The sequence below is a fragment of the Peribacillus sp. Bi96 genome (assembly GCF_918698115.1).
Classification (GTDB): Bacteria; Bacillota; Bacilli; order Bacillales; family DSM-1321; genus Peribacillus.
Map to the genome: position 1 here is coordinate 195,312 of NZ_CAKKLV010000001.1, position 24,145 is coordinate 219,456.

Here is a 24,145-nt window from a genome sequence, read left to right on the forward strand (position 1 = left end):
TCATGAGTAAATGATGCAACTCACGAGTAAAGCATGCTCTAATTAATCGTTCTTACAGAAAAGACGGCTGTCCACGGAAGAACAGCCGATTTTCGTTTATTTATGATATTTCTTTTGATATAATCGCTTCGATTTTTCTGTATTGGCAAAGTGGGTTTTTGTGAATTCGTGCAATGAATCGATTCCTTTTTCATGAATCAATCTTGCTGCCGCTTCATCGACTGCAGAGCCGGCTCCTTTAGGGATTTTGAACCCGGCTTTTTCACTCAGCAAATCAAAGCGTTTGACGAATGCATATCGTGCAAGGATGGAAGCAGCTGCTACGCCAAGGTGTACCCCTTCCGCTTTTGTACACAAATAGGTGGCGTGTGACTGAAATAGTTCTTGGCCTTTCAAGTAATTGAAAAATACATCAGGTTGAGCGAATTGATCAATAAGGACGGCTTCCGCTTGTTCTGGCTGGATTTTTTGCATAAGATGTTTGATCGCTTGATTATGGAGGAGTGCCTTCATTTTTCCTTGTGACATACCCTTTGCCTGAAGCGTATTATATTTCGGGTTGTCGCACGTGAGCAGGCTGAAAGGCACCACATCCTTAATCTGTTTGGCAATTTCGATGATTTGTGGATCTTTCAGATTTTTAGAATCCTGGACACCAAGTTCTTTCAATAATGCGAGTTGCTCCTTTTGTGCATAGACAGCGACGACGGTGATTGGGCCGAAATAGTCCCCTGTTCCGACTTCATCAGAACCGATTACTGACATGGTTCCGATATTTGCAGGTGGTGAATATCGATGTACGTTGACTGATGCGGATGATGCTGTTTTTTTCTTTGGAGCGGCAGCAGTCGCACCTTGTTGCCATTTTACTGCTTCTATTTCAGCATTCTTACCTTGAAAGAGTACTTTTCCTGATTTATAGGCGGTTACCGTACATAGCGGCGGTTTGGCGGAAAAGATGCTCCCTGGCGGCAGTTTGGCGGCTAAGGAAGAGGAATAATGAGCTTTCATTGCCTGTATTTGTGCAGGACTGATAACTAAAACAACATGTGACATAATGGATAACTCCTAACTTCATACTATTTTTAAGATAATCTTCATCCTATGGTCGTTTTCATTTGACAAATTATTGCATTTTTTATACAAGAAATGACGTTGTACTCTCTTTCATGACGAAAAAGTTCATGATATGATAGAATTAGGATTGTTTAGATTGGGGGCATCATTTTGTCAGACGATAAACGAAATAAAACAACAGTTGATATATACGGACAACCATATACAATCGTCGGTACAGAAAGCGCAAGTCATATGCGCCTGGTCGCTTCGATGGTTGACGAAAAAATGAGAGAGATCAGGATGAAAAATCCATACTTGGATACAAGTAAGCTAGCGGTACTGACCGCCGTGAATACCATCCACGAATATATTAAATTAAAAGATCAACTAGACCAGCTTCAACTGGAATTAAAGAGAGAGAAGGACTGAGTACATGCTTGATTTAGCAATTCTGGCCATTCTATTAATCGGTTTATTAGTCGGTTTAAAGCGTGGCTTCATTTTACAAACGGTTCATATGACAGGGTTCATAGTAGCCTTCATCGTCGCATATGTGTTTTATGGAGACCTTGCTCCCAATTTGAAATTGTGGATTCCGTTTCCAACGATGAGTGAATCCTCGACCCTTACTATGTTTTTCGAAACAGTCGGGCTTGAAAAGGCGTATTACAACGCGATTGCCTTTGCAATCATTTTCTTTGCTGCCAAGATCCTTTGGCAAATGATAGGATCCATGCTCAATTTCATTACACATATTCCAATTTTAAAACAGCTGAATCGTTGGGGTGGCGGGATATTGGGTTTTATCGAAATCTATCTTATCATGTTTATTATATTATACATAGCTGCCATGCTGCCAATGGATTCCATCCAGAAACCATTAACAGGTTCTTTTCTGGCAGAATCCATCGTGAAACATACGCCGTTTCTTTCCGAGAAAGTGAAAGAACTTTGGTTTGATAATGTAAATCAATCTTAATGATAGTATACGAGGGCCTGCCTCCCTTCTCAAAGTCCAAGATTCCTATACTTTGAATGGGGGAGGCCCCTTTTTATGTAGCAGCGTGTGACTTCCACCAAATTGATTCGAAAGGTAAGAATCGGACTGCTTGTACTTTACCTCCAAGAAAGGTATCTTTAAGAAAGTATACAAGGGACACCCAACTAATTTTTTCGGCGGTGAAATATATGACAATAAATAAAAAAGATATCATTAGATTATTAGAAAAAATCGCAATATATATGGAATTAAAAGGAGAGAACCCATTCAAGGTTTCAGCTTTCCGCAAAGCAGCGGGAGCCTTGGAAACGGATGATCGGAGTCTGGCGGCCATCGAAGACTTTACCGCATTAAATGGAATCGGGAAAGGAACGTCGTCCGTCATCGAAGAGTATATCAATGAGGGGAAATCGACCGCACTTGAAGAGCTGCAGGAGCAGGTGCCAAAAGGATTGATTCCGCTCTTGCAACTTCAAGGTTTGGGCGGGAAGAAAATCGCCAAACTTCATAAAGAGTTGCAGGTCAATGATGTGAATGATCTTAAAACCGTCTGTGAAGAAGGCAGGGTTGCGGCGCTTGCCGGTTTCGGTAAAAAAACGGAAGAGAAAATCCTGGCTGCAATTGCCGAGGCAGGTTCAAGGCCTGATCGGCTTCCACTTGCCTTCATGAGACCGATAGCGGATGATATTGAAACCGCCCTTGCCAACATGGAACATATCGTCCGTTCTTCCAGAGCGGGCAGCATCCGTCGCATGAGGGAAACGATCAAGGACCTCGATTTCATCATCTCGACAGATCATCCCGAAGAAGTTAAGAATCAGCTTCTTGCATTAGCGGGCATAAAGCAAGTGATTGCGGCCGGTGATACAAAAGTATCGGTTGTGCTTGATTATGAATATGATATTTCCGTCGATTTTCGAATCGTGAAAGATAAGGAATTCATCACGACACTCCATCATTTTACCGGCTCGAAAGATCACAATGTTCGTATGCGCCAGCTGGCTAAAGAACGCGGAGAGAAAATCAGCGAATATGGGGTGGAAGTGGCTGAAACAGGTGAGATATTGACGTTCGAAACGGAAGAACAATTTTATAACCACTTCGGTCTTCCATTCATTCCCCCAGAATTACGAGAAGATGGAACGGAAGTGGAGCAATATGATGCTAAGGAACCTCTCATATCGTTAGAGGCCATTCAAGGTGATTTGCATATGCATACCACATGGAGTGATGGGGCTTATTCCATTGAAGAAATGATTGAAGCGTGCCGTGCCAAAGGTTATCAATATATGGCCATCACCGATCATTCGCAATATTTGAAAGTGGCGAACGGATTGACTGTGGAACGTTTACGTGAACAAAAACGCATCATCCATGAACTGAATGAAAAATACGATGATTTTACCGTTCTTTCAGGGATTGAAATGGATATACTTCCTGATGGGACACTTGATTATGACGATGAGCTGCTTGCTGAGATGGATTTGGTAATCGCATCGATCCATTCAAGTTTTTCACAGCCGCGTGAAACGATCATGGAGCGTTTAAAAACAGCTCTGAATAATCCGCATGTTGATATCATCGCCCATCCAACGGGAAGGATTATCGGCAAACGTACCGGATATGATGTTGATATAGAAATGCTGATTGAACTGGCACGCGACACGAATACTGCCTTGGAATTGAATGCTAATCCGAACCGATTGGATTTGGCACCTCCCCATCTGCGCAAGGCACAGGAAGCAGGCGTTCAGATTGTAATCAATACCGATGCCCACAGCATTGATATGCTTGATCATATGCCTGTCGGTGTGTCTTCGGCCAAAAAGGGCTGGATTAAAGAAGCAACGGTCCTTAATGCAAAGGATACGGATGGATTATTAAAGTTTTTAAAGAGAAATGACTAACTATTTGCCCATAAATAAGGAGGAGCTTTAACTCCATGCATAATAAAGCTTTAAAGACATTGGAATTTCATAAAATTAAAGAACAATTAATCTCTCACGCATCCTCATCCATAGGAAAAGAGAAGGCACAGCAACTGATGCCTTCAACGGACTTTGAAGAGGTGACGAGATGGCAGGAAGAAACGGATGAGTCTGCCAAAATCGTACGTTTGAAAGGTAACTTGCCATTGGGCGGGATTTTTGATATCCGTCCACATGCAAAAAGGGCCCAGATTGGCGGAATGCTTTCACCGATGGAATTGATGGAACTCGCGAGTACGATTCGTGCAGGGAGGATCCTTAGTCGTTTCTTCGAAGAAATCGCCGAGCAGGAAATAGAAGTTCCGCTTCTAGCCGAATATATCGATTCCCTGCATCCATTGATTGAATTGCAACAGGAAATTACGTATGCAGTAAGTGAACATGGCGAAGTGATGGATTCTGCGAGCGATAAGCTCCGTACACTAAGAAATCAGATTCGGACGAATGAAAGCCGTGTCCGGGAAAAACTAGAAAGCATGATTCGTTCCTCCAACGCATCAAAAATGTTATCGGATTCCATCATCACCATCAGGAATGACCGATTTGTCATCCCGGTAAAACAGGAATACCGCAGTGTGTATGGCGGGATCATTCATGATCAATCATCATCTGGACAGACGCTGTTCATTGAGCCTCAAGCAATCGTGCAACTGAATAATGTCCTTCAGGAAACCAGAGCGAAGGAAACGCAGGAAATAGAACGGATATTGGTCGAATTATCGGAAAAAGTCGGAGCGTACACCCCTGAATTGCTTCATAATGTCAAAGTGCTCGCACAAATCGATTTCCTTGTCGCGAAGGCAAAGTATGCAAAAGCGATAAAAGGATCCAAACCGATTTTGAATAATGAGGGACGCGTGAAATTATTCAAAGCGAAACATCCGCTCATTCCGAGTGACGTTGTCGTAGCCAATGATATTTTCCTAGGTGATGACTTTACGATAATCGTTATCACGGGTCCGAATACCGGGGGGAAAACGGTTACTTTGAAAACGCTTGGCCTCTGTACGTTAATGGCCCAGGCCGGTCTGCAAATCCCTGCGCTGGATGGTTCTGAAACGGCCGTTTTTTCCTCCGTTTTTGCCGACATTGGCGATGAACAGTCGATTGAGCAGAGCTTAAGTACATTCTCTTCTCATATGGTCAATATTGTCGATATCCTAAAGCATGTCGATTATGATAGCCTCGTTTTGTTCGATGAGCTTGGAGCGGGTACTGACCCACAGGAAGGTGCCGCTTTAGCCATTTCCATTTTGGATGAAGTATATAAGCGCGGGGCACGTGTGATTGCAACGACACATTATCCGGAATTAAAAGCATATGGATATGATCGGGAAGGCGTCATTAATGCAAGCGTTGAATTTAATGTGGAAACATTGAGTCCTACTTATAAGCTTTTGATCGGTGTACCGGGACGTAGTAATGCGTTTGAAATATCCAAGCGCCTTGGCTTGGAAGAGAGCGTGATAAGCAATGCCCGCAGCCATATTGGCGAGGATACCAATAAAGTTGAGAATATGATAGCATCCCTTGAAGATAGCCGTAAGAAGGCCGAAGAGGAGGAGCAAGAGGCCAAGAATCACCTTGAACAGGCGGAAATCCTTCATAAAGACCTTCAAAAGCAAATTGGTGAATACAATGAGGAACGGGATGCGATGGTCGATAAGGCAGCAAAAGAGGCTGCAGCAATCGTTGAAAATGCACAAAAAGAAGCGGAATCGATCATTGCCGACTTACGTAAACTGCGACTTGAAAAGCATGCCGATGTTAAAGAGCATGAACTGATCGATGCAAAAAAACGGCTTGAAGAAGCGACACCTAAAGTGAAAAAAACATCAGTTAAAGTGGCTAGGCCACTGGATAAAAGCCTGAAACCTGGAGATGAAGTAAAGGTCGTAAGCTTTGGTCAAAAGGGTCACTTGATCGAGAAGGTCTCAAGTAATGAGTGGCAGGTTCAGATCGGCATCATGAAAATGAAGGTGAAGGAGTCTGACCTAGAATTCATCAAGGCCACGAAAGTGAAGGAAATAAAGCCGCTTACCACGATAAAAGGTCGGGATTATCATGTTAGCGTGGAACTTGACCTGCGTGGGGAACGCTTTGAAAATGCCATTTCAAGAGTCGAAAAGTATGTTGATGATGCTTTATTGGCCGGATATTCGAGTGTCTCCATCATACATGGTAAAGGAACGGGTGCTCTTCGGTCCGGCGTCCAGGAATACTTGAAAAATCACCGCTCTGTCAAAAGAATTCGGTTCGGCGAAGCTGGAGAAGGCGGTACAGGTGTAACGGTGGTGGAATTTAAATAAAGGAAAGTGGTCATTCCGGCTATTCTGCCAAGCCGGATGGCTGATTACCATTCGGGAGTTGGACCATGGAGAATATGTGGGAAAATGAATATGTATATATAGCTGCTCGTTACAGTGTCGTTATTTTGTGCATGATTGTTTTTTTAGCTATTTTTGAACTTGTTACAAAGTACAAGAACTGGGAGGAAATCAAACAGGGAAACCTTTCTGTCGCGTTGGCAACAGGTGGTAAAATATTTGGGATTGCCTATGTATTCCAACAGTCCATCCTCCATCAGAATTCACTTCTTACCATGATTGGCTGGGGTGTTTACGGTTTTGTCCTTCTATTGATCGGTTATTTCATTTTTGAATTTATGACTCCTGGATTTAAAATAGATGAAGAGATACAAAAAGATAATCGGGCAGTTGGGTTCCTATCGATGATCATTTCAATCGCTTTATCTTTTGTCATCGGTGCCGGAATTTCTTAATGCCCTTCATGAGAGGGAGAAAACTGTGGAGAAGCTTGCAAAAGTCTTAATTGTTTGTTGCGGAATCTTTTTTCTGCTTGGAATCATTTATATGATATTCTTCACCTGAAAGAAGCGGCCTTTGTGTCGCTTCTTTTATTTCAACTCTATTAAATACGGGCGTATAAAATGATAGTGTCAAAAAGATGTTCGGAAAGAGGAGGAGTGACATGGATAAGTCCAAACTGATACAAAAGATTGAAAAATTATCGATGAATGCTTTACCGGCCCTGCAAACGCAAATCTATGATGGATGGGTTTTACGATTTGCGGATGGATATACAAAACGGGCGAATTCAATCAACCCTATCTATTCATCGAATGAAGATTTGAAAAAGAAAATAATGAATTGTGAGCAAGTCTATTTTGAAAGAAATGATAGGGCAGTATACAAAATGACTCATCAAGCTAAACCTATCAACTTGGAAAGTGTTCTGGAAGAGTCGGGGTATGTCCTTGAAGGCACAACGAGTGTCCAGATATTGGAATTGGTAGAAACAGAGGCACCGAATGAAAGCAATGTCATGAAGTATGACCATTTACATGATGACTGGTTTCATGATTTCTGCCTGCTAAGTCATGTTAATGATAATGATCAAACCCACTTGAAAAAAATGTTCGAAAATATCATTCCAAAAACATGCTTCATGTTGTTGACGGATGATGGTGGAACCGTGGCGGCAGGCGGACTAGGTGTATTGGAAGACGAATACATAGGTCTGTACAATATTTTCACCCATGAAAACTTTCGAAACCGAGGCTATGGTGCAAAACTCATTCGTAACCTTTTGCATTGGGGTAAAGAAAATGGGGCGAAAAATGCTTATCTCCAGGTGATAGAAACGAATGCACCTGCTCTATGCTTGTACGGAAAATTGGGATTTGAAGAAAAATATACATATTGGTATAGAACTAAAAGGAAGGAGTAAACCACTCCTTTTTATGTGTCCCTTCCAATAATCCCTCATGGTGGTACAGGCCATTTTGACTGCTCCAATTCGTATTATCAGCCCTTATGCTTATTTTTTCTAAATTTCATCAATTGTAAGAAAATCCCGGTTGTATTATAATGAGAAGAGTAGTGAGAATATTCAGAAGGAGGGGGCAAATGAGCAATAAGCCATGGCAAGCTATGTATCCGGAACAAATACCAGCTGCTTTGTCGTACGAAGATAAACCCCTGTATTCATTTTTGAAGGAATCAGCCGAAGAATTCCCTGATAAAGTATCGATTCATTTCCAGGGAAAAGAATTAACTTACCAAGAAGTTTATGAATCAGCCTTAAAGTTCGCAGCCTATTTAAAAGGCATCGGCCTTCAAAAAGGTGAACGCGTTGCCGTCATGCTTCCTAACTGCCCTCAGGGTGTCATAAGTTTTTTTGGTATATTGATGGCCGGCGGAGTCGTGGTTCAGACGAATCCAACCTATACGGAACGTGAACTCGAGTATCAAATGAAAGACTCCGGAGCGAAAATGATTTTAGTGATGGATATTTTATTTCCCCGTGTCACTGCAGTCGCTTCCAGAACGGGTATAGAACATATCATTGTAACCGCTATCAAGGAATACTTGCCTTTTCCGAAAAATCTTATCTATCCTTTTATTCAAAAAAAGCAATACGGCATCGTCATCAATGTGGAGCACGCGGGCAATCATCATTTATTTACTGAAATCATGAAACGAAAGATTCCTGAAGAGGTCGCTGAGCCGATTGATGTGGATAAGGACCTTGCCCTTTTGCAATATACAGGGGGGACAACAGGCTTTCCGAAAGGGGTCATGCTTACCCATAAGAACTTGCTGGCAAATACGAAAATGTGCAATGCTTGGCTTTATAAAAATAAGCGCGGTGAGGAAAGGGTCCTAGCAATTCTGCCATTTTTCCATGTGTACGGTATGACGACAGTTTTGGTGCTTTCCGTCATGGAAGGGAACACCATGATCATCATGCCGAAGTTTGATGTTAAAGCGACGCTGAAAACCATCCAAAAACAGAAACCGACGATGTTTCCAGGTGCGCCTACGATGTATATTGGTCTATTGAACCATCCGGATATCGCTAAATATGACCTTTCTTCCATCAATGCCTGTATAAGCGGATCTGCATCATTGCCGTTAGAGGTACAAGAGCAGTTCGAGAATATTACGGGCGGGAAACTGGTTGAAGGCTATGGACTGTCGGAAACGTCTCCGGTGACCCATGCAAATTTCATTTGGGATCAGCCTCGTGTAAAAGGAAGCATTGGATTGCCATGGCCAGATACCGACTCAGTGATTCTCTCCCTGGAAACCTTTGATGAGCTGCCACCGAATGAAATTGGTGAGATAGCGATAAAAGGACCACAGGTAATGAAAGGTTACTGGAATCGTCCGGATGAAACGGAAAGCACTTTTAAAAATGGCTGGCTGCTGACAGGCGATCTTGGTTACATGGATGAGCAAGGATTCTTTTATGTAGTCGAGAGGAAAAAGGACACCATCATTGCAGGCGGTTTCAATATTTATCCTCGTGAGGTGGAAGAGGTACTATACGAGCATGAGGCGATTCAAGAGGTTGTTGTGGCAGGAATCCCTGACCCATATCGTGGTGAGACCGTCAAAGCCTATGTCGTACTGAAAAAAGATGCTAGGGCCACCGAGGAAGAGTTGGATGATTTTGCAAGAAAGAACCTTGCTTCCTATAAGGTACCGCGCAGCTATGAGTTTAGGGATGAACTTCCTAAAACGATGATAGGTAAGGTTTTGAGAAGAGTCCTTATCGAGGAAGAAAAGAAAAAAATATCCGAGGAAAGAAAAGAAGCGTAACGAAACATGCCCTTCATACGGAGCAGCGGAACATAGCTCCGTGTTTTGCAAAGCGACTGGACAACCAATGGATTGGGGCTGTACAATGAACATAGTGGGATGTCGGGTCTTAGAAGTTTTTGCTTGACAGTTAAGGTTCGTCATTTTATGATAGAAATATGAATGATGATTCATTCATATTCTGAAAGGGGACATCCAGTGAAACGCAACAGACCAAAGTATAATCAAATTATTGATGCAGCCGTTATCGTCATTGCCCAACACGGTTACTATCAAGCCCAAGTATCCAAAATCGCCAAGCAAGCAGGCGTAGCGGACGGCACCATATATCTTTATTTTAAAAATAAAGAAGATATATTAATATCATTATTCCATGAAAAGATGGGCTATTTTGTGGAACAGATCGAAGAAGAGCTAAAAGGAAAGACCACAGCTTCGGAAAAAATGCTTGTACTCATACAAAAACATTTTCAAAACCTTTCAGAAGACGTGAATTTAGCAATTGTCACTCAGTTGGAATTAAGACAGTCGAATAAAGAATTACGCCTAAGAATTAATGATGTGTTAAGAGGATATTTAAATTTAATCGATCAGATCATTATAGAAGGAAAAGAGAACGGCGAGTTCATGCCTGATTTAAACAATTTGCTTGCAAGGCAAATGATTTTTGGAACGATTGACGAAACAGTGACGACTTGGGTCATGAATGAGCAAAAGTATTCGCTCTCAGACCTTGCACCTGACGTTCACCGCCTTCTACTTGGCGGCTGTGGCTTGAGAAGTTAACGATTTTTATAGAGGATGGCTAGCCATCCTCCAAAAATCGGTTAATTTTGCTTTCCGGATTCATTGGGAAGTGATACATATTAAATTTTCAAAAAAGTTTGACTAGCATGCCAGGAGGGATAGATATGGAATACCTAAAGCTTTCTGTCGAAAATCATGTGGCCTTTATAACGATTGATCATGCACCCGCAAATGCGCTTTCCTCGGCAATCATCGGAGAGTTGTCACTGGCCTTCGATCAAATTGAGCAAAACGAAGCCGTACGGGTTGTCCTTCTTCATGGTGAAGGAAGATTTTTCTCTGCAGGAGCAGACATTAAAGAGTTTACAGAAGTGAAAAACGGTAAAGCTTTCGAGAAACTGACCAAGAATGGTCAATCTGTATTTGAAAAAATTGAATCTTTTCCAAAACCGGTCATTGCAGCCATTCATGGAGCTGCGCTTGGCGGAGGATTGGAACTGGCTATGTCCTGTCACATCCGTTTGGTAACCGAAAGGGCAAAACTAGGTTTGCCTGAGCTTCAGCTCGGCTTAATACCTGGATTTGCAGGCACCCAACGACTTCCTCGTTATGTGGGTACGGCAAAAGCAGCTGAGATTCTGTTTACAAGTGAACCGATTACTGGTATCCAAGCCGTACAATGCGGGCTGGCAAATCATGCCTACACGGATGAAGAACTAATTCCAAAAGCGGTGGAGCTAGCCAATAAAATTGCCAAGAAGAGTCCTCTTGCGTTAAAGGCGGCTATAGAGCTATTGAATTTTTCTAAGCATGATTCCTACTATAAAGGTGTGGAACGGGAAGCCGTTCTCTTTGGCCAAGCTTTCGATACGGCTGATGCACAAGAGGGAATTGGTGCTTTCATTGAAAAAAGAGAAGCTGTATTCAAAGGGAAATGATATGATTTCCCTTCATATATAAATAACTATTTTTAAATATTATGCAGGATTTTGATGAAATCTGAAGAATACAATTATATATATCAATAATATTCATAATCTTCAAAACTCAAATTATTCGGGAGGTATTATCGTGAACATTTATGTGCTGCTGAAAAGAACATTTGATACAGAAGAAAAGATTACTCTATCCAACGGGAAAATTAATGAGGATGGAGCAGAGTTCATCATCAATCCATACGATGAGTATGCGGTCGAAGAAGCAATCCAAGTGCGTGATGCACATGGCGGCGAAGTAACGGTAATTTCAGTCGGAACCGAAGAGGCTGAAAAGCAATTACGTACAGCGCTTGCTATGGGTGCCGACAAAGCCGTATTGATTAATATAGAAGACGACATAGAAAATGGTGACCAATTCACGACTGCCAAAATCATAGGTGAATACTTAAAAGGCAAGAATGCAGACTTAATCATTGCAGGAAACGTTGCAATCGATGGCGGCTCTGGTCAAGTGGGACCACGCGTTGCAGAAATTTTGGAAATTCCTTATATTACAACCATCACTAAATTGGAAATCGCAGCTGGAAATGTAAGCGTTATCCGCGATGTTGAAGGGGACTCTGAAACGATCGAAGCATCTCTTCCATTGTTGGTGACCGCTCAACAAGGGTTAAATGAGCCACGTTATCCTTCATTACCAGGAATCATGAAAGCGAAGAAAAAACCGCTTGAAGAATTGGAATTGGATGACCTGGATTTGGAAGAAGAAGATGTTGAAGCAAAAACAAAAACGATAGAAATCTATCTTCCCGCTAAAAAAGAGGCTGGAAAGGTATTGAACGGCGAGATCGGTGATCAAGTTAGCGAACTTGTTCAATTATTACGCAGCGAAGCAAAGGTGATTTAATCAAAACTGTTCTTTTCTGAACTAACAACACACAACAAAAAGATACCAGGAGGTTTTTATAAATGGCTAGAAAGTTTCTTGTATTGGGCGAAGTTCGCGACGGTTCACTAAGAAATGTATCATTTGAAGCTATCGGTGCGGCTAAACTTGCTGCTGATGGCGGAGAAATCGTAGGTGTTTTAGTTGGTGACAGTGTTCAAAATTTTGGGAATGAATTGATTCAGCATGGTGCAGACCGGGTTGTTGCAGTTGAAAATGATCAATTGAAACAATATACATCAGATGGTTATGCACAAAGCTTGCTTGCCGTCATCGAGCAGGAAAAGCCAGAAGGAATTTTCTTCGGGCATACGGCTCTCGGAAAAGACCTTGCCCCTAAATTGGCTGGAAAGCTTGAATCAGGATTGATTTCAGATGTTACCTCCATTGAAGAAGAAGGCGGAAATATCGTTTTTACCCGCCCGATTTATTCTGGTAAAGCATTTGAAAAGAAAATTGTTACAGATGGAGTGATTTTCGCGACAATCCGTCCGAACAATATTGAACCATTAGCGAAAGACGAGTCCCGCTCTGGTGATGTTTCTACATTAAGTGTGGATATTAAGGATTTACGCACCATCATTAAAGATGTTGTTAGAAAAGCAAGTGAAGGGGTCGACCTTTCAGAAGCAAAAGTGATCATTGCAGGCGGACGTGGTGTGAAAAGTGAAGATGGCTTTGAACCATTAAAGGAACTGGCACAAGTTCTTGGCGGAGCGGTAGGTGCTTCCCGTGGTGCATGTGATGCGGATTATTGCGATTATTCTCTGCAAATCGGGCAAACGGGTAAAGTCGTTACACCTGACCTTTATATTGCCTGCGGAATATCTGGAGCGATACAGCATTTAGCTGGCATGTCCAACTCCAAAGTTATCGTTGCCATCAACAAAGACCCTGAAGCTAACATTTTCAATGTAGCTGACTACGGAATTGTCGGAGACCTTTTCGAAGTCGTTCCATTACTGACGGAAGAATTCAAAAAACTAAAAGTTAACGCGTAAATCAAATAAATGAAAGACAAGGGGCAAGACATTCGGCTAAGCCGATACACGTCTTGCCCCTTTATTTGGGCTAATAGGGAAAGCGTTAAGCCTGCATATTCGCTCTTTTTTAGGACATCCTACCACTGAAGCAAAATGTTAGCATCGTTTCTACCTTCAATGGTATACTGTCTTTAGTTATTTGAGTAAATTTGAGGAGGAAATATATATGGCTATTGTAAATGCAACTGACCAAACTTTCACGACTGATACGAACGAAGGTGTCGTTCTTGTAGATTTTTGGGCACCATGGTGCGGACCTTGTAAAATGATCGCTCCTGTACTTCAAGAGCTTGATACTGAAATTGGCGATACAGCGAAAATCGTAAAAGTTGATGTAGATGAAAACCAAGAAACAGCAGGAAAATTCGGTGTGATGAGCATCCCGACATTAATCGTCCTTAAAGACGGTGAAGTGGTGGATAAAGTGGTTGGTTTCCAACCAAAAGAAGCTCTTGCTGAACTTATTGCAAAACACGCTTAATAGTAAGATAGCTAAAAAAAGCTTCAAGTCTGCGGACTTGAAGCTTTTTTCGCTATCTTGATATATAATATTGAAAATGGGATAACAGGAGGCTGTATATATGAACCAACAAATAAAGAATAAACTTGCCCTTCTTCCCGATCAACCTGGTTGTTATTTAATGAAAGATCGTCAGGGAACGATCATTTATGTAGGCAAAGCGAAAGTGTTGAAAAACCGTGTCCGTTCTTATTTCAGGGGATCCCATGATGGAAAGACATTTCGGCTCGTTAATGAGATAGAGGATTTCGAATACATTGTCACCTCTTCCAATATCGAGGCTCTTATTTTAGAGTTGAACCTAATCAAAAAACATGATCCAAAATATAATGTCATGCTTAAGGATGATAAGACGTATCCTTTTATTAAGTTGACGGCGGAACGGCATCCCCGTCTAATCATTACGCGAAAAGTCAAAAAGGATAAAGGGAAATATTTCGGTCCTTATCCGAACGCTTTTGCGGCTAACGAGACGAAAAAATTACTTGACCGCATCTATCCTCTTAGAAAATGCAATACCTTACCGGATCGAGTTTGTCTCTATTATCACCTAGGACAGTGTCTGGCTCCATGTGTATATGATGTAGAGGAACAGGAATATAAAAAAATGGTGGAGGATATCAATCGGTTTTTGAACGGCGGCCATACCGAGATAAAAAAAGAACTGACAGAAAAAATGCTGGAGGCATCCGAAGAGCTCGATTTCGAGAGGGCCAAGGAGTTCCGTGACAAAATTGCCCACATCGATATCACGATGGAGAAGCAGAAAATGATGACGACGGATTTCATCGACCGTGATGTATTTGGCTTTGCCTATGATAAAGGCTGGATGTGCGTTCAAGTATTTTTTGTGCGACAGGGTAAATTGATAGAAAGGGATGTTTCACTTTTTCCTGTCTATGATGAACCGGAACAGGAACTTCTTACATTCCTGGGTCAGTTTTACGAGATTACCAACCACTTTAAACCAAAGGAAATTTTGCTGCCTGAATCAGTGGATGCCGAAATGGCCGAAGGGCTGCTTGGTGTGAAAACGATTCACCCGAAACGGGGAGCGAAAAAAGATATGCTTAAACTGGCGAATAAAAACGCCTCCATCGCCCTACAGGAAAAATTTTCTTTGATTGAACGAGATGAAGAACGAACGATCAAAGCCGTGGAAAACCTCGGGTTCCAATTGGGCATCTATACCCCGCATCGAATTGAAGCCTTCGATAACTCCAATATCCAGGGAAGTGACCCTGTTTCCGCTTTAGTCGTGTTCATTGATGGGAAACCGGAAAAAAGGGAGTACCGCAAATATAAGATCAAAACGGTCCAGGGACCTGATGATTATGAATCGATGCGTGAAGTGGTTCGAAGAAGATATTCACGAGTATTGAAAGAAGGGCTGCCACTTCCGGATCTAATCATCATTGATGGCGGAAAGGGACATGTGGAAGCAGTTCGAGATATTTTGGAAAATGAATTGGGCCTTGATATTCCACTTTCGGGTTTGATTAAAGATGAAAAACACAGAACATCGCAATTGATGATGGGCAACCCGCTTGAACTTGTTCCGCTTGATTCACGGAGTCAGGAATTTTACTTATTGCAAAGAATTCAGGATGAAGTGCATCGGTTTGCGATTACGTTTCATCGCCAGCTACGCGGGAAAAATGCGGTTCACTCACAGCTTGATGATATTCCAGGAGTCGGGGAAAAGCGGAGAAAGCAATTATTAAAGCATTTTGGGTCATTGAAGAAAATCAAAGAGGCAACGACCGAGGAAATTATGGACGCAGGCATGCCAAAAGGGGTAGCCGAGGGAATCGTTAGAAAATTGCAAGAATAATCTTGCTTGCGATAAATCTCTATGCTATGATTAGAAGGAATTTTTAATTAGACAACTTAAAAGTGCTGATAGAGGTGCGGAATTCAAGAGTAAAAACCTGGAGAAGTATGAGCTTCCATGATAGGTTTTGAAAGGGGAGGACGCCGAAGGAAGACAAGACTCATACCTTGTTTTTCTGGTCTGACATTTAATAAATGGCGGATTGTCAGGGTTTATACCCTGGAGAGCTATCTCACTGTGTTTACAGTATTAGATATGTGATCACAGCAATGAGATATTTCTCATTGCTTTTTTTATTGCCTAAAAAGGTAGAGAGGGTGCATGAGGATGGCATTAATCGTTCAAAAATTCGGCGGAACATCCGTCGGTAGCGTAGAAAAAATCAAAAATGTTGCCAAACGGGTAATCGAGGAAGCGGAGAATGGAAATGAGGTAGTCGTCGTTGTTTCGGCTATGGGGAAAACCACGGATCAATTGGTTTCCATGGCCCGTGATATTTCCGGATCCCCGAGCAAGAGGGAAATGGATATGCTATTGACTACAGGAGAACAGGTAACGATTTCCTTGTTAACGATGGCATTGATTGAAGAAGGACATGAAGCCATTTCGTATACTGGCTGGCAAGCCGGCATGCAAACGGAATCCGTTCATGGGAATGCCCGGATTTTAAACATCGATGCTTCAAGGATCCAAGCTCAGCTTTTGGAAAAGAAAATAGTGGTCGTAGCCGGTTTCCAGGGGAACGATGCAAATGGGGAGATCACTACCTTAGGGCGAGGCGGTTCCGATACGACGGCGGTTGCCATCGCTGCAGCGCTGAATGCGGATAGATGCGATATTTATACGGATGTAACGGGTGTTTTCACAACGGACCCACGCTACATAAAAGGCGCTCGAAAACTCCAATCCATTTCTTACGATGAAATGCTGGAACTTGCCAATCTGGGGGCAGGCGTCCTTCATCCAAGGGCTGTCGAATATGCAAAAAACTATCAAATTCCGCTTGAAGTCCGTTCGAGCATGGAGAAAGAATCAGGAACGATCATTGAGGAGGAAGCAACTATGGAAGAAAACTTAATCGTACGCGGCATTGCTTTTGAAGACAGTATTACAAGAGTCACAGTATATGGTTTGCCCCAATCACTTGGTGTATTATCAACAATTTTCACGACACTTGCGAAAAACAGAATTAATGTGGACATTATCATTCAAAGCATGACCGCCGAGGATACCACCAATCTATCATTCTCCATTAAAAGTGAAGATACGGAAGCAGCCTTGATCGTGCTGGAAAATAATAAAGAAAAATTGGCATTCAATCGTATTGAAACGGAAGGCGGTTTGGCCAAAGTGTCCATCGTCGGATCCGGTATGGTATCCAATCCAGGAGTGGCCGCCGAGATGTTCGAAGTGATGGCCCATACAGGCATCCAAGTGAAAATGGTTAGCACATCGGAAATAAAAGTCTCGACAGTTGTCAATGAAAAGGAAATGGTGAAGGCTGTCGAATCTCTTCATGAAGCATTTAAACTTGGACAGCATGCAAATGTACTAGCTTGAGAATGAATGGAGCCCAATAAAAAAACAGACTTCCGGTTAAAAGGGTAAGTCTGTTTTATGGGCTTATTAGATTGGATCTCTGGGATCCCATTGAATGGTGAATGTCACCTTTTTTGCGCGGCGTTTGACTTCTTCCGTTGATTCGCTGAGGAATTTTTTTTGCAGTGTAAACTGCTCGGCAAGGAAGCCGGCTTCAAGTTGGAAGTGACAGTCAGGATGTAAATCCAGTCGGCGGCTGATTATTTCACCGGTCAATGAGTATTCCATCTCGTTTTTCGTATACTTCATGATTTCGAGATTGCCCCATCCAGCGCTCTGGAAAAATCCAATAATTTCCTGATCGCCATTCAATGGAAATTTTCTTGCTAGCTGTTTACCTGCCCAATAGAGGATTTGATTAGAGTCTTTTCCGAGAATATCGTTCAATAGAACTTCTCTGATTAATTCATATCCGAAAGCTGGAACTTGGAAATCTTCAGTTTGAATTTGTTCAGTTTCAATTTCTTCTTCTATCGCAGCAGCAATATTTTTTTTCATAGATTATCGCCTCTTTCTGTAAATCTATTATAAACGTTTTTCTTTTGCAAATTATACTGTTTTTTATTTATTTAAATAACAATTGGAAAAAAATGAGAAATTATACCGGGATATTAATAGATTAAAGAATAATTTCTCCAAAATATATACTTGATAGATAAAAAATAGACAATTTAATCCAATAAAATCTATTCTGAAAAAGAGATTTCTTGTATCCGTTTTCTTGACGCACATTGAAGTCAGGAGTAAAATGGACATGTCACATAATTGTAAAGGGAGTATAGAGGAGTTTTCTGACTCTATACTATATTTTCACGCGGAGATAAAAGGTAGCCACCAGATTATCTTTGCATGATTTTTCACAAATTAAGGGGGGGCACTTAGTGGCAAAAAATCGTGAGTTTGGGAATCGTAGACTTCATTCACTACTTGGAGTTATTCCGATCGGGCTGTTTTTGTTGGAGCATTTAGTTACCAACTATATGGCAACAAAGGGACCGGAATCATTTAATTCAGCAGCACATTTCTTAGAAAGCATACCGTTTCGTTATTTCTTGGAAATCTTCATCATTTTCTTACCTTTGATTTATCATGCGGTTTACGGGATTTATATCGCGTTTACGGCTAAAAATAATTTGGGTAGATTTGGATTTTTCCGGAATTGGATGTTCTTTTTACAACGTCTAAGCGGAATCATTACGTTGATTTTCCTTGTTTGGCATGTTTGGTCAACTAGAATTCAAGCAGCATTAGGTACAGAGGTTGACTTTGACATGATGGCAGAGATTTTCTCTAATCCATTTATGATTGCATTTTATTTAGTTGGGGTCATTTCGACAATTTTCCACTTCTCTAATGGATTATGGTCATTTGCAGTGAGCTGGGGTCTGACAGTTTCACCTAAATCGCAAAAAATCATGACTTACGTTACTTTGATCGTTTTCGTTCTTCTTTCTTATGTAGGGGTTAGCGCAATTTTCGCTTTCGTATAAGAAGATAGAGTTTAATTATAAGTATTAGGAAAAACATAGCTTTGCTAATGGAAATAAGGGAGTGACAGAATTGGGTAAAGGTAAAATTATTATCGTTGGTGGAGGTCTAGCTGGTTTAATGGCTACGATCAAAGCAGCAGAGCTGGGACAACAGGTAGATTTATTTTCTTTAGTACCTGTTAAACGCTCTCACTCAGTTTGTGCCCAAGGCGGAATCAATGGGGCAGTAAATACAAAAGGTGAAGGGGATTCTCCATATATCCACTTTGATGATACAGTTTATGGCGGAGATTTCTTAGCTAACCAACCACCGGTTAAAGCGATGTGCGAAGCAGCACCATCGATTATCCATATGTTTGACCGTATGGGCGTAATGTTCAACCGTACTCCGGAAGGTCTTCTTGATTTCCGTCGTTTCGGTGGTACTCAACATAGCCGTACAGCATTTGCTGGTGCAACAACTGGTCAGCAATTACTTTATGCATTGGACGAGCAGGTTCGTCGTTATGAAGTAGAAGGCCTTGTAACGAAATATGAAGGCTGGGAATTCCTTGGAGCTGTTATCGATGACGATCAAACAGCACGCGGTATCGTAGCACAGAACTTGACTTCAATGGAAATCAAATCATTCCCTGGCGACGCTGTCATCATGGCGAGCGGTGGTCCTGGAATCATTTTCGGTAAATCAACTAACTCAATGATTAATACAGGTTCAGCAGCATCCATTGTTTATCAACAAGGTGTAAATTATGCAAATGGTGAGTTCATTCAAATTCATCCAACTGCAATCCCTGGAGATGATAAGCTTCGTCTAATGAGTGAATCTGCTCGTGGTGAAGGTGGACGTATCTGGACATATAAAGACGGAAAACCTTGGTATTTCCTTGAAGAAAAATACCCTGCTTATGGTAACCTTGTACCTCGTGATATCGCGACTCGTGAAATCTTCGACGTATGTATGAACATGAAGCTTGGTATTAATGGAGAAAACATGGTTTACCTGGATCTTTCTCATAAAGATCCTAAATTACTTGATATCAAACTTGGCGGAATCATTGAAATCTACGAGAAATTCATGGGTGAAGATCCTCGTAAAGTTCCAATGAAAATCTTCCCTGCCGTTCACTATTCTATGGGCGGACTTTGGGTGGATTATGACCAAATGACAAACATTAAAGGTTTATTTGCTGCAGGTGAGTGTGATTACTCTCAACATGGCGGTAACCGACTTGGTGCGAACTCACTTCTTTCTGCAATCTATGGTGGTTCAGTCGCTGGACCGAATGCCGTTAAATATATTGAAGGCCTTGATAAAACTTCAGAATCCATTCCATCTTCATTGTATGAAGGGTACGAAAAACAACAACAGGAAAAATGGAATGATGTCATGTCTCTTGATGGTAACGAAAATGCGTACGTCCTTCACAAAGAACTTGGTGAGTGGATGACACAGCATGTTACTGTAGTTCGTTACAATGACAAGTTGAAAGAAACGGACAACAAGATTCTTGAGTTGATGGAACGTTACAAGAAAATTAACATCAATGACACGGCTAAATGGAGCAACCAAGGAGCTGCATTCACTAGACAGCTTCAAAACATGATGCAATTGGCACGTGTTATCACAATTGGTGCTTTAAACCGTGACGAAAGCCGCGGAGCTCATTACAAACCTGATTTCCCAGAACGTAATGATGATAAATTCATGAAAACGACTATGGCGACATTCAAAGGCTTGGATCAAGCACCTGAATTCCATTATGAAGATATTGATGTATCACTTATCGCACCACGTAAACGTGATTACACTACGAAACATTAAAGAGGGGGAGCAAAAAAATGGTTGAAACTAAATCTGAGACTAAAACAGTCCGTTTTATAATCACTCGTCAAGATACACCGGATTCAGCTCCTTATGATGAGGAATTTGAATTAGCGTACCGTCCGAATATGAATGTAATTTCCGCTCTAATGGAAATTCGTCGTAATCCAGTAACAGTACAAGGCAAACACACTACAGCAATCGCTTGGGACATGAACTGTCTTGAAGAAGTATGTGGTGCTTGTTCAATGGTTATCAATGGTAAACCTAGACAATCTTGTACAGCTCTTATTGACCAATTAGAACAGCCGGTTCGTCTTGCTCCAATGCGTACTTTCCCTGTTGTTCGTGACCTTCAAGTCGACCGTAGCCGTATGTTCGACTCATTGAAAAAGGTAAAAGCTTGGATTCCAATCGATGGTACGTACAATCTTGGACCAGGACCACGTATGCCAGAAAAGAAACGTCAATGGGCTTACGAATTATCTAAATGTATGACTTGCGGTGTTTGTTTGGAAGCTTGTCCAAACGTAAACAGCAATTCAGACTTCATGGGGCCACAACCATTATCACAAGTTCGTTTATTCAACGCACATCCAACGGGTGCAATGAATAAAGCTGAACGTTTAAATACAATCATGGGTGATGGAGGACTTGCAAACTGCGGTAACTCACAAAACTGTGTGCAATCTTGCCCTAAAGGCATTCCATTAACGACTTCGATTGCTGCGTTGAACCGTGATACTACGATCCAACAATTCCGTAACTTCTTCGGAAGCGACGAAGTTTAATAATGAACATGTAAGAACCTGTATCTTAGGATATGGGTTCTTCTTTTTTTATCGCCTATATTAGTTCCAGACCTGAAGGATGGAAATCGATATGATGTTCTTCATTCTAAAAATATAAGGATTGATAGGCAATAATGGATTGAAACCAGAATGATAAAATGGAGTGGATGTACCTCCACTACGCATAGTGACTTTTAGCCTCCAAAAAATGGCGAGAATATGACATATGAACTGTTTATGAATCAAAATAAACAGATTTCAATAGAAAATCCTTTTCATATTCCTTCTTTTCTTATAAAATGAGTGAATAGCCATTCATTTCTGAAAGGGAGTGCACAAATTGGGCAGAATATCATATATCGATAATATAACGGAGTGGATCAATGATTTTTCTTTTAAACATGAGATGAAGGTCCGCTTTTCTGAAACTGATATGTTCGGGCACTTGAATAACACGATTCCTTTTACTTATTTTGAGGAAGCAAGGATCGAGTATTTCAATAGCCTGGGTTTTATGATGGATTGGACTTCGGCTGGAAGTGAAGAGATACCGGTTGTTGCCGATTTACAGTGTGATTATCTACAACAGGTGTTTTTCAATGATCAATTGACGATCCATGTGAAAGCTGACAGTATCGGAAAATCTTCTGTCGACATCCATTACATGGGAACGAAACAAGATGGTTCAATTTGTTTAACGGGCAGGGGGACGATTGTCCAAGTCTCCAAGACCACCGGAAAGCCGGTACCTTGGACGGAAGAGATGAAGCATTGGATGTGGCAAACCGAGGTCGAACATTCCTAAAATAATTTTCAATTAGACAAGTAAAAGAGTCACTCCCTTGCCCCGCCCGACATACTATATCTTGACTAAATAGACACCCACTCCGGGTTTTATGCTGGTGAAGGCAAGGAGGGTAACATTACTTGAAGGAGAACGAATTCACTCATAAGCCACTACTCACCAAAAGAGAAAAAGAAGTATTTGAGTTACTAGTACAAGACAAAACAACAAAAGAAATCGCAGGTGAATTGTTTATTAGCGAAAAAACAGTTCGAAACCATATCTCGAATGCGATGCAGAAGCTTGGAGTCAAAGGACGTTCGCAGGCAGTCATAGAACTCCTTCGTATGGGAGAACTTAAACTTTAATGTGTTGACTCTTAATACGTAAGCATAATAAATAATTTCTCACCCGTTCTATTTGGCAGCATATAAGGAAGTCCAAAACAATTTGGTTGTTTTGACTTCTTTAGATGCTGCTTATTTTAGTGAAGGGGATTTCATTATGGATTTCCAACAATCAATCTTGAAATTCATTTCACTTTCATCCAAAATGGTAGTATGATAAGTTTCATGAAGTGGGGAGCGGAGTCAATGGATGAAGAGAATCAGGTTGCTTATGTAGCCGAAATCGAGAAGGAATTGCGCTATGTATCGACATGGCTTAAGCAAAGGGGAAGAGAAATACTCCATGATTATAAAATTACCATCCCTCAATTCGTGGCTTTGCAATGGCTTTTTGAATCGGGCGACATGACGATTGGCGAATTGTCCACGAAGATGTTTCTCGCCTTCAGCACAACGACGGAACTGATTGACCGCATGGAGAAACATCAGCTTGTTTTGCGTGTCAAAGATGAAAAGGACCGGCGTGTCGTTCGTATCCACCTTCTGGAGGAAGGTGAAAGGATTATCGAAGAAGTGATTAATAAAAGGCAGCAGTACTTGTGTGGCGTGCTAGCCAATTTTAATGATACTGACATCGTTTCCCTTCAACGAATTCTAGCAAAACTACATCAAGAAATGAAAGAAAAATGAGGCGAGTTTTTTGAAACAACCAATAGGAATCATTGATTCAGGCGTAGGCGGCTTGACTGTAGCTAAAGAGGTCATGCGTCAACTGCCAAATGAAAATATAATTTACTTAGGTGATACTGCAAGATGCCCTTATGGGCCAAGGTCCAAAAAGGATGTCCAAACCTTCACATGGCAAATGACGAGGTTCTTGATGAAGAAGGATATTAAGATGCTGATCATTGCTTGCAATACGGCGACTGCAGCGGTACTGGATGAAATCAGGGCCATACTTCCGATCCCTGTATTGGGTGTCATTCACCCTGGTGCAAGGGCGGCATTGAAAGTTTCAAATTCCTTACATATTGGTGTTATTGGTACGGAGGGGACGGTGAAAAGCAAAGCATATGACGACGCGCTGTTCTCCATCAATTCCGATGTGAAAGTTGATAGTTTAGCATGCCCGAAATTCGTTCCGATCGTAGAAAGCGGCGAATTTCAAGGGGGGATTGTAAATAGGGTCGTGGCACAAACCTTGAACCCGTTAAAGAAAACGAAAATCGATACTTTGATTCTTGGCTGTACCCATTATCCACTGTTGGGACCAGTAATCTCATCCTATATGGGGGATGGAGTACAAGTCATATCCTCTGGGGAAGAGACGGCCCGTGAGGCAAGTGTCATTTTGGATTACTATAAATTAATCAATAAAAGCAAGCTCCGTCCAGTTCATCGCTTTTATACAACAGGTTCAAGAGATATGTTTGGTTCAATCGCATCGAGCTGGCTCGGTATTCATATTAATACAATCGAAACCATTAAAATTGACCACTTCTAAAGCTTCCATTTGGAAGCTTTCAAACTGTAGACAAACTCGATAGAAATCGAGTTTGTCTACAGTTTTTTTTATGGCTTTTACAATTTGAACGTTGATTGGGGAATGA

The 24,145-nt window shown here is 41.5% G+C and carries 23 protein-coding genes and 1 riboswitch; of the genes, 21 read left to right on the plus strand and 2 right to left on the minus strand.

From position 1 onward, the window contains the following. Positions 1-96 precede the first annotated feature (96 nt). Positions 97-1,056 carry a ribonuclease HIII gene (gene rnhC / locus LQ203_RS00970; RefSeq protein WP_230154804.1) on the minus strand — a complete coding sequence of 320 codons (960 nt, stop codon included), beginning with the start codon at positions 1,054-1,056 and terminating at the stop codon, positions 97-99. 171 nt (positions 1,057-1,227) lie between these two features. Between rnhC and zapA the strand changes: the two genes are divergently transcribed. The 14 genes from zapA to LQ203_RS01040 all read left to right on the plus strand — a co-directional run bounded on the left by zapA (position 1,228) and on the right by LQ203_RS01040 (position 17,262). Further along, positions 1,228-1,488, plus strand: a complete 261-nt coding sequence (gene zapA, locus LQ203_RS00975) for a cell division protein ZapA (protein WP_230154805.1) — start codon at positions 1,228-1,230, stop codon at positions 1,486-1,488. A gap of 4 nt (positions 1,489-1,492) precedes the next feature. Beyond that, a complete protein-coding gene (locus LQ203_RS00980) occupies positions 1,493-2,038 on the plus strand; it encodes a CvpA family protein (RefSeq protein ID WP_230154807.1) in 546 nt (181 codons plus the stop codon). Positions 2,039-2,247: 209 nt separating this feature from the next. Next, positions 2,248-3,966 carry a DNA polymerase/3'-5' exonuclease PolX gene (polX, locus tag LQ203_RS00985; RefSeq protein ID WP_230154809.1) on the plus strand — a complete coding sequence of 573 codons (1,719 nt, stop codon included), beginning with the start codon at positions 2,248-2,250 and terminating at the stop codon, positions 3,964-3,966. Between the two features lie 35 nt (positions 3,967-4,001). Next, entirely contained in the window at positions 4,002-6,356 is a 2,355-nt protein-coding gene (locus tag LQ203_RS00990) for an endonuclease MutS2 (RefSeq protein WP_230154811.1), read from the plus strand. A gap of 65 nt (positions 6,357-6,421) precedes the next feature. Then, positions 6,422-6,829: a DUF350 domain-containing protein gene (locus LQ203_RS00995; protein ID WP_034309012.1), complete on the plus strand. Its 408-nt coding sequence runs from the start codon at positions 6,422-6,424 to the stop codon at positions 6,827-6,829. Positions 6,830-7,038: 209 nt separating this feature from the next. Next, positions 7,039-7,797 carry a GNAT family N-acetyltransferase gene (locus LQ203_RS01000; RefSeq protein ID WP_230154813.1) on the plus strand — a complete coding sequence of 253 codons (759 nt, stop codon included), beginning with the start codon at positions 7,039-7,041 and terminating at the stop codon, positions 7,795-7,797. Positions 7,798-7,976: 179 nt separating this feature from the next. Next, positions 7,977-9,674, plus strand: coding sequence for an AMP-binding protein (locus LQ203_RS01005; RefSeq protein WP_230154817.1), 1,698 nt, complete (start codon positions 7,977-7,979; stop codon positions 9,672-9,674). Positions 9,675-9,872: 198 nt separating this feature from the next. Beyond that, on the plus strand, positions 9,873-10,460 hold the full coding sequence (locus LQ203_RS01010) for a TetR/AcrR family transcriptional regulator (protein ID WP_230154818.1): 588 nt from the start codon (positions 9,873-9,875) through the stop codon (positions 10,458-10,460). Positions 10,461-10,585: 125 nt separating this feature from the next. Continuing rightward, entirely contained in the window at positions 10,586-11,359 is a 774-nt protein-coding gene (locus LQ203_RS01015) for an enoyl-CoA hydratase (protein WP_230154820.1), read from the plus strand. Between the two features lie 133 nt (positions 11,360-11,492). Beyond that, a complete protein-coding gene (locus LQ203_RS01020) occupies positions 11,493-12,266 on the plus strand; it encodes an electron transfer flavoprotein subunit beta/FixA family protein (RefSeq protein ID WP_230154822.1) in 774 nt (257 codons plus the stop codon). 62 nt (positions 12,267-12,328) lie between these two features. After that, on the plus strand, positions 12,329-13,306 hold the full coding sequence (locus LQ203_RS01025) for an electron transfer flavoprotein subunit alpha/FixB family protein (protein WP_230154823.1): 978 nt from the start codon (positions 12,329-12,331) through the stop codon (positions 13,304-13,306). A 208-nt stretch (positions 13,307-13,514) separates the two neighbouring features. Further along, positions 13,515-13,829, plus strand: coding sequence for a thioredoxin (trxA, locus tag LQ203_RS01030; protein ID WP_061464310.1), 315 nt, complete (start codon positions 13,515-13,517; stop codon positions 13,827-13,829). Positions 13,830-13,929: 100 nt separating this feature from the next. Beyond that, entirely contained in the window at positions 13,930-15,702 is a 1,773-nt protein-coding gene (uvrC, locus tag LQ203_RS01035; protein ID WP_230154825.1) for an excinuclease ABC subunit UvrC, read from the plus strand. 61 nt (positions 15,703-15,763) lie between these two features. Next, positions 15,764-15,940: riboswitch (Lysine riboswitch) on the plus strand. Positions 15,941-16,029: 89 nt separating this feature from the next. Then, positions 16,030-17,262, plus strand: a complete 1,233-nt coding sequence (locus LQ203_RS01040; RefSeq protein WP_230154827.1) for an aspartate kinase — start codon at positions 16,030-16,032, stop codon at positions 17,260-17,262. Positions 17,263-17,328: 66 nt separating this feature from the next. On the opposite strand, the gene LQ203_RS01045 is transcribed toward LQ203_RS01040, so the two are convergent. Further along, complete coding sequence (locus LQ203_RS01045) at positions 17,329-17,799, minus strand: YslB family protein (protein ID WP_230154829.1); 471 nt, start codon at positions 17,797-17,799, stop codon at positions 17,329-17,331. 383 nt (positions 17,800-18,182) lie between these two features. On the opposite strand from LQ203_RS01045, the gene LQ203_RS01050 reads away from it, so the two are divergent. From LQ203_RS01050 to racE, 7 genes are all read left to right on the plus strand, one after another. Then, positions 18,183-18,791 carry a succinate dehydrogenase cytochrome b558 subunit gene (locus LQ203_RS01050; RefSeq protein ID WP_053347217.1) on the plus strand — a complete coding sequence of 203 codons (609 nt, stop codon included), beginning with the start codon at positions 18,183-18,185 and terminating at the stop codon, positions 18,789-18,791. 70 nt (positions 18,792-18,861) lie between these two features. Then, positions 18,862-20,613, plus strand: coding sequence for a succinate dehydrogenase flavoprotein subunit (gene sdhA, locus LQ203_RS01055; RefSeq protein ID WP_230154831.1), 1,752 nt, complete (start codon positions 18,862-18,864; stop codon positions 20,611-20,613). A gap of 17 nt (positions 20,614-20,630) precedes the next feature. Next, complete coding sequence (gene sdhB / locus LQ203_RS01060; RefSeq protein WP_048689018.1) at positions 20,631-21,404, plus strand: succinate dehydrogenase iron-sulfur subunit; 774 nt, start codon at positions 20,631-20,633, stop codon at positions 21,402-21,404. A gap of 340 nt (positions 21,405-21,744) precedes the next feature. Continuing rightward, the gene (locus tag LQ203_RS01065) at positions 21,745-22,209 is read left to right on the plus strand and encodes a thioesterase family protein (RefSeq protein WP_230154832.1); all 465 of its coding nucleotides are present in this window, start codon (positions 21,745-21,747) and stop codon (positions 22,207-22,209) included. A 122-nt stretch (positions 22,210-22,331) separates the two neighbouring features. Next, positions 22,332-22,556, plus strand: a complete 225-nt coding sequence (locus LQ203_RS01070) for a response regulator transcription factor (protein ID WP_028392149.1) — start codon at positions 22,332-22,334, stop codon at positions 22,554-22,556. A gap of 225 nt (positions 22,557-22,781) precedes the next feature. Then, a complete protein-coding gene (locus tag LQ203_RS01075) occupies positions 22,782-23,225 on the plus strand; it encodes a MarR family transcriptional regulator (RefSeq protein ID WP_230154834.1) in 444 nt (147 codons plus the stop codon). A gap of 10 nt (positions 23,226-23,235) precedes the next feature. Beyond that, on the plus strand, positions 23,236-24,039 hold the full coding sequence (racE, locus tag LQ203_RS01080) for a glutamate racemase (RefSeq protein ID WP_230154836.1): 804 nt from the start codon (positions 23,236-23,238) through the stop codon (positions 24,037-24,039). Positions 24,040-24,145 lie beyond the last annotated feature (106 nt).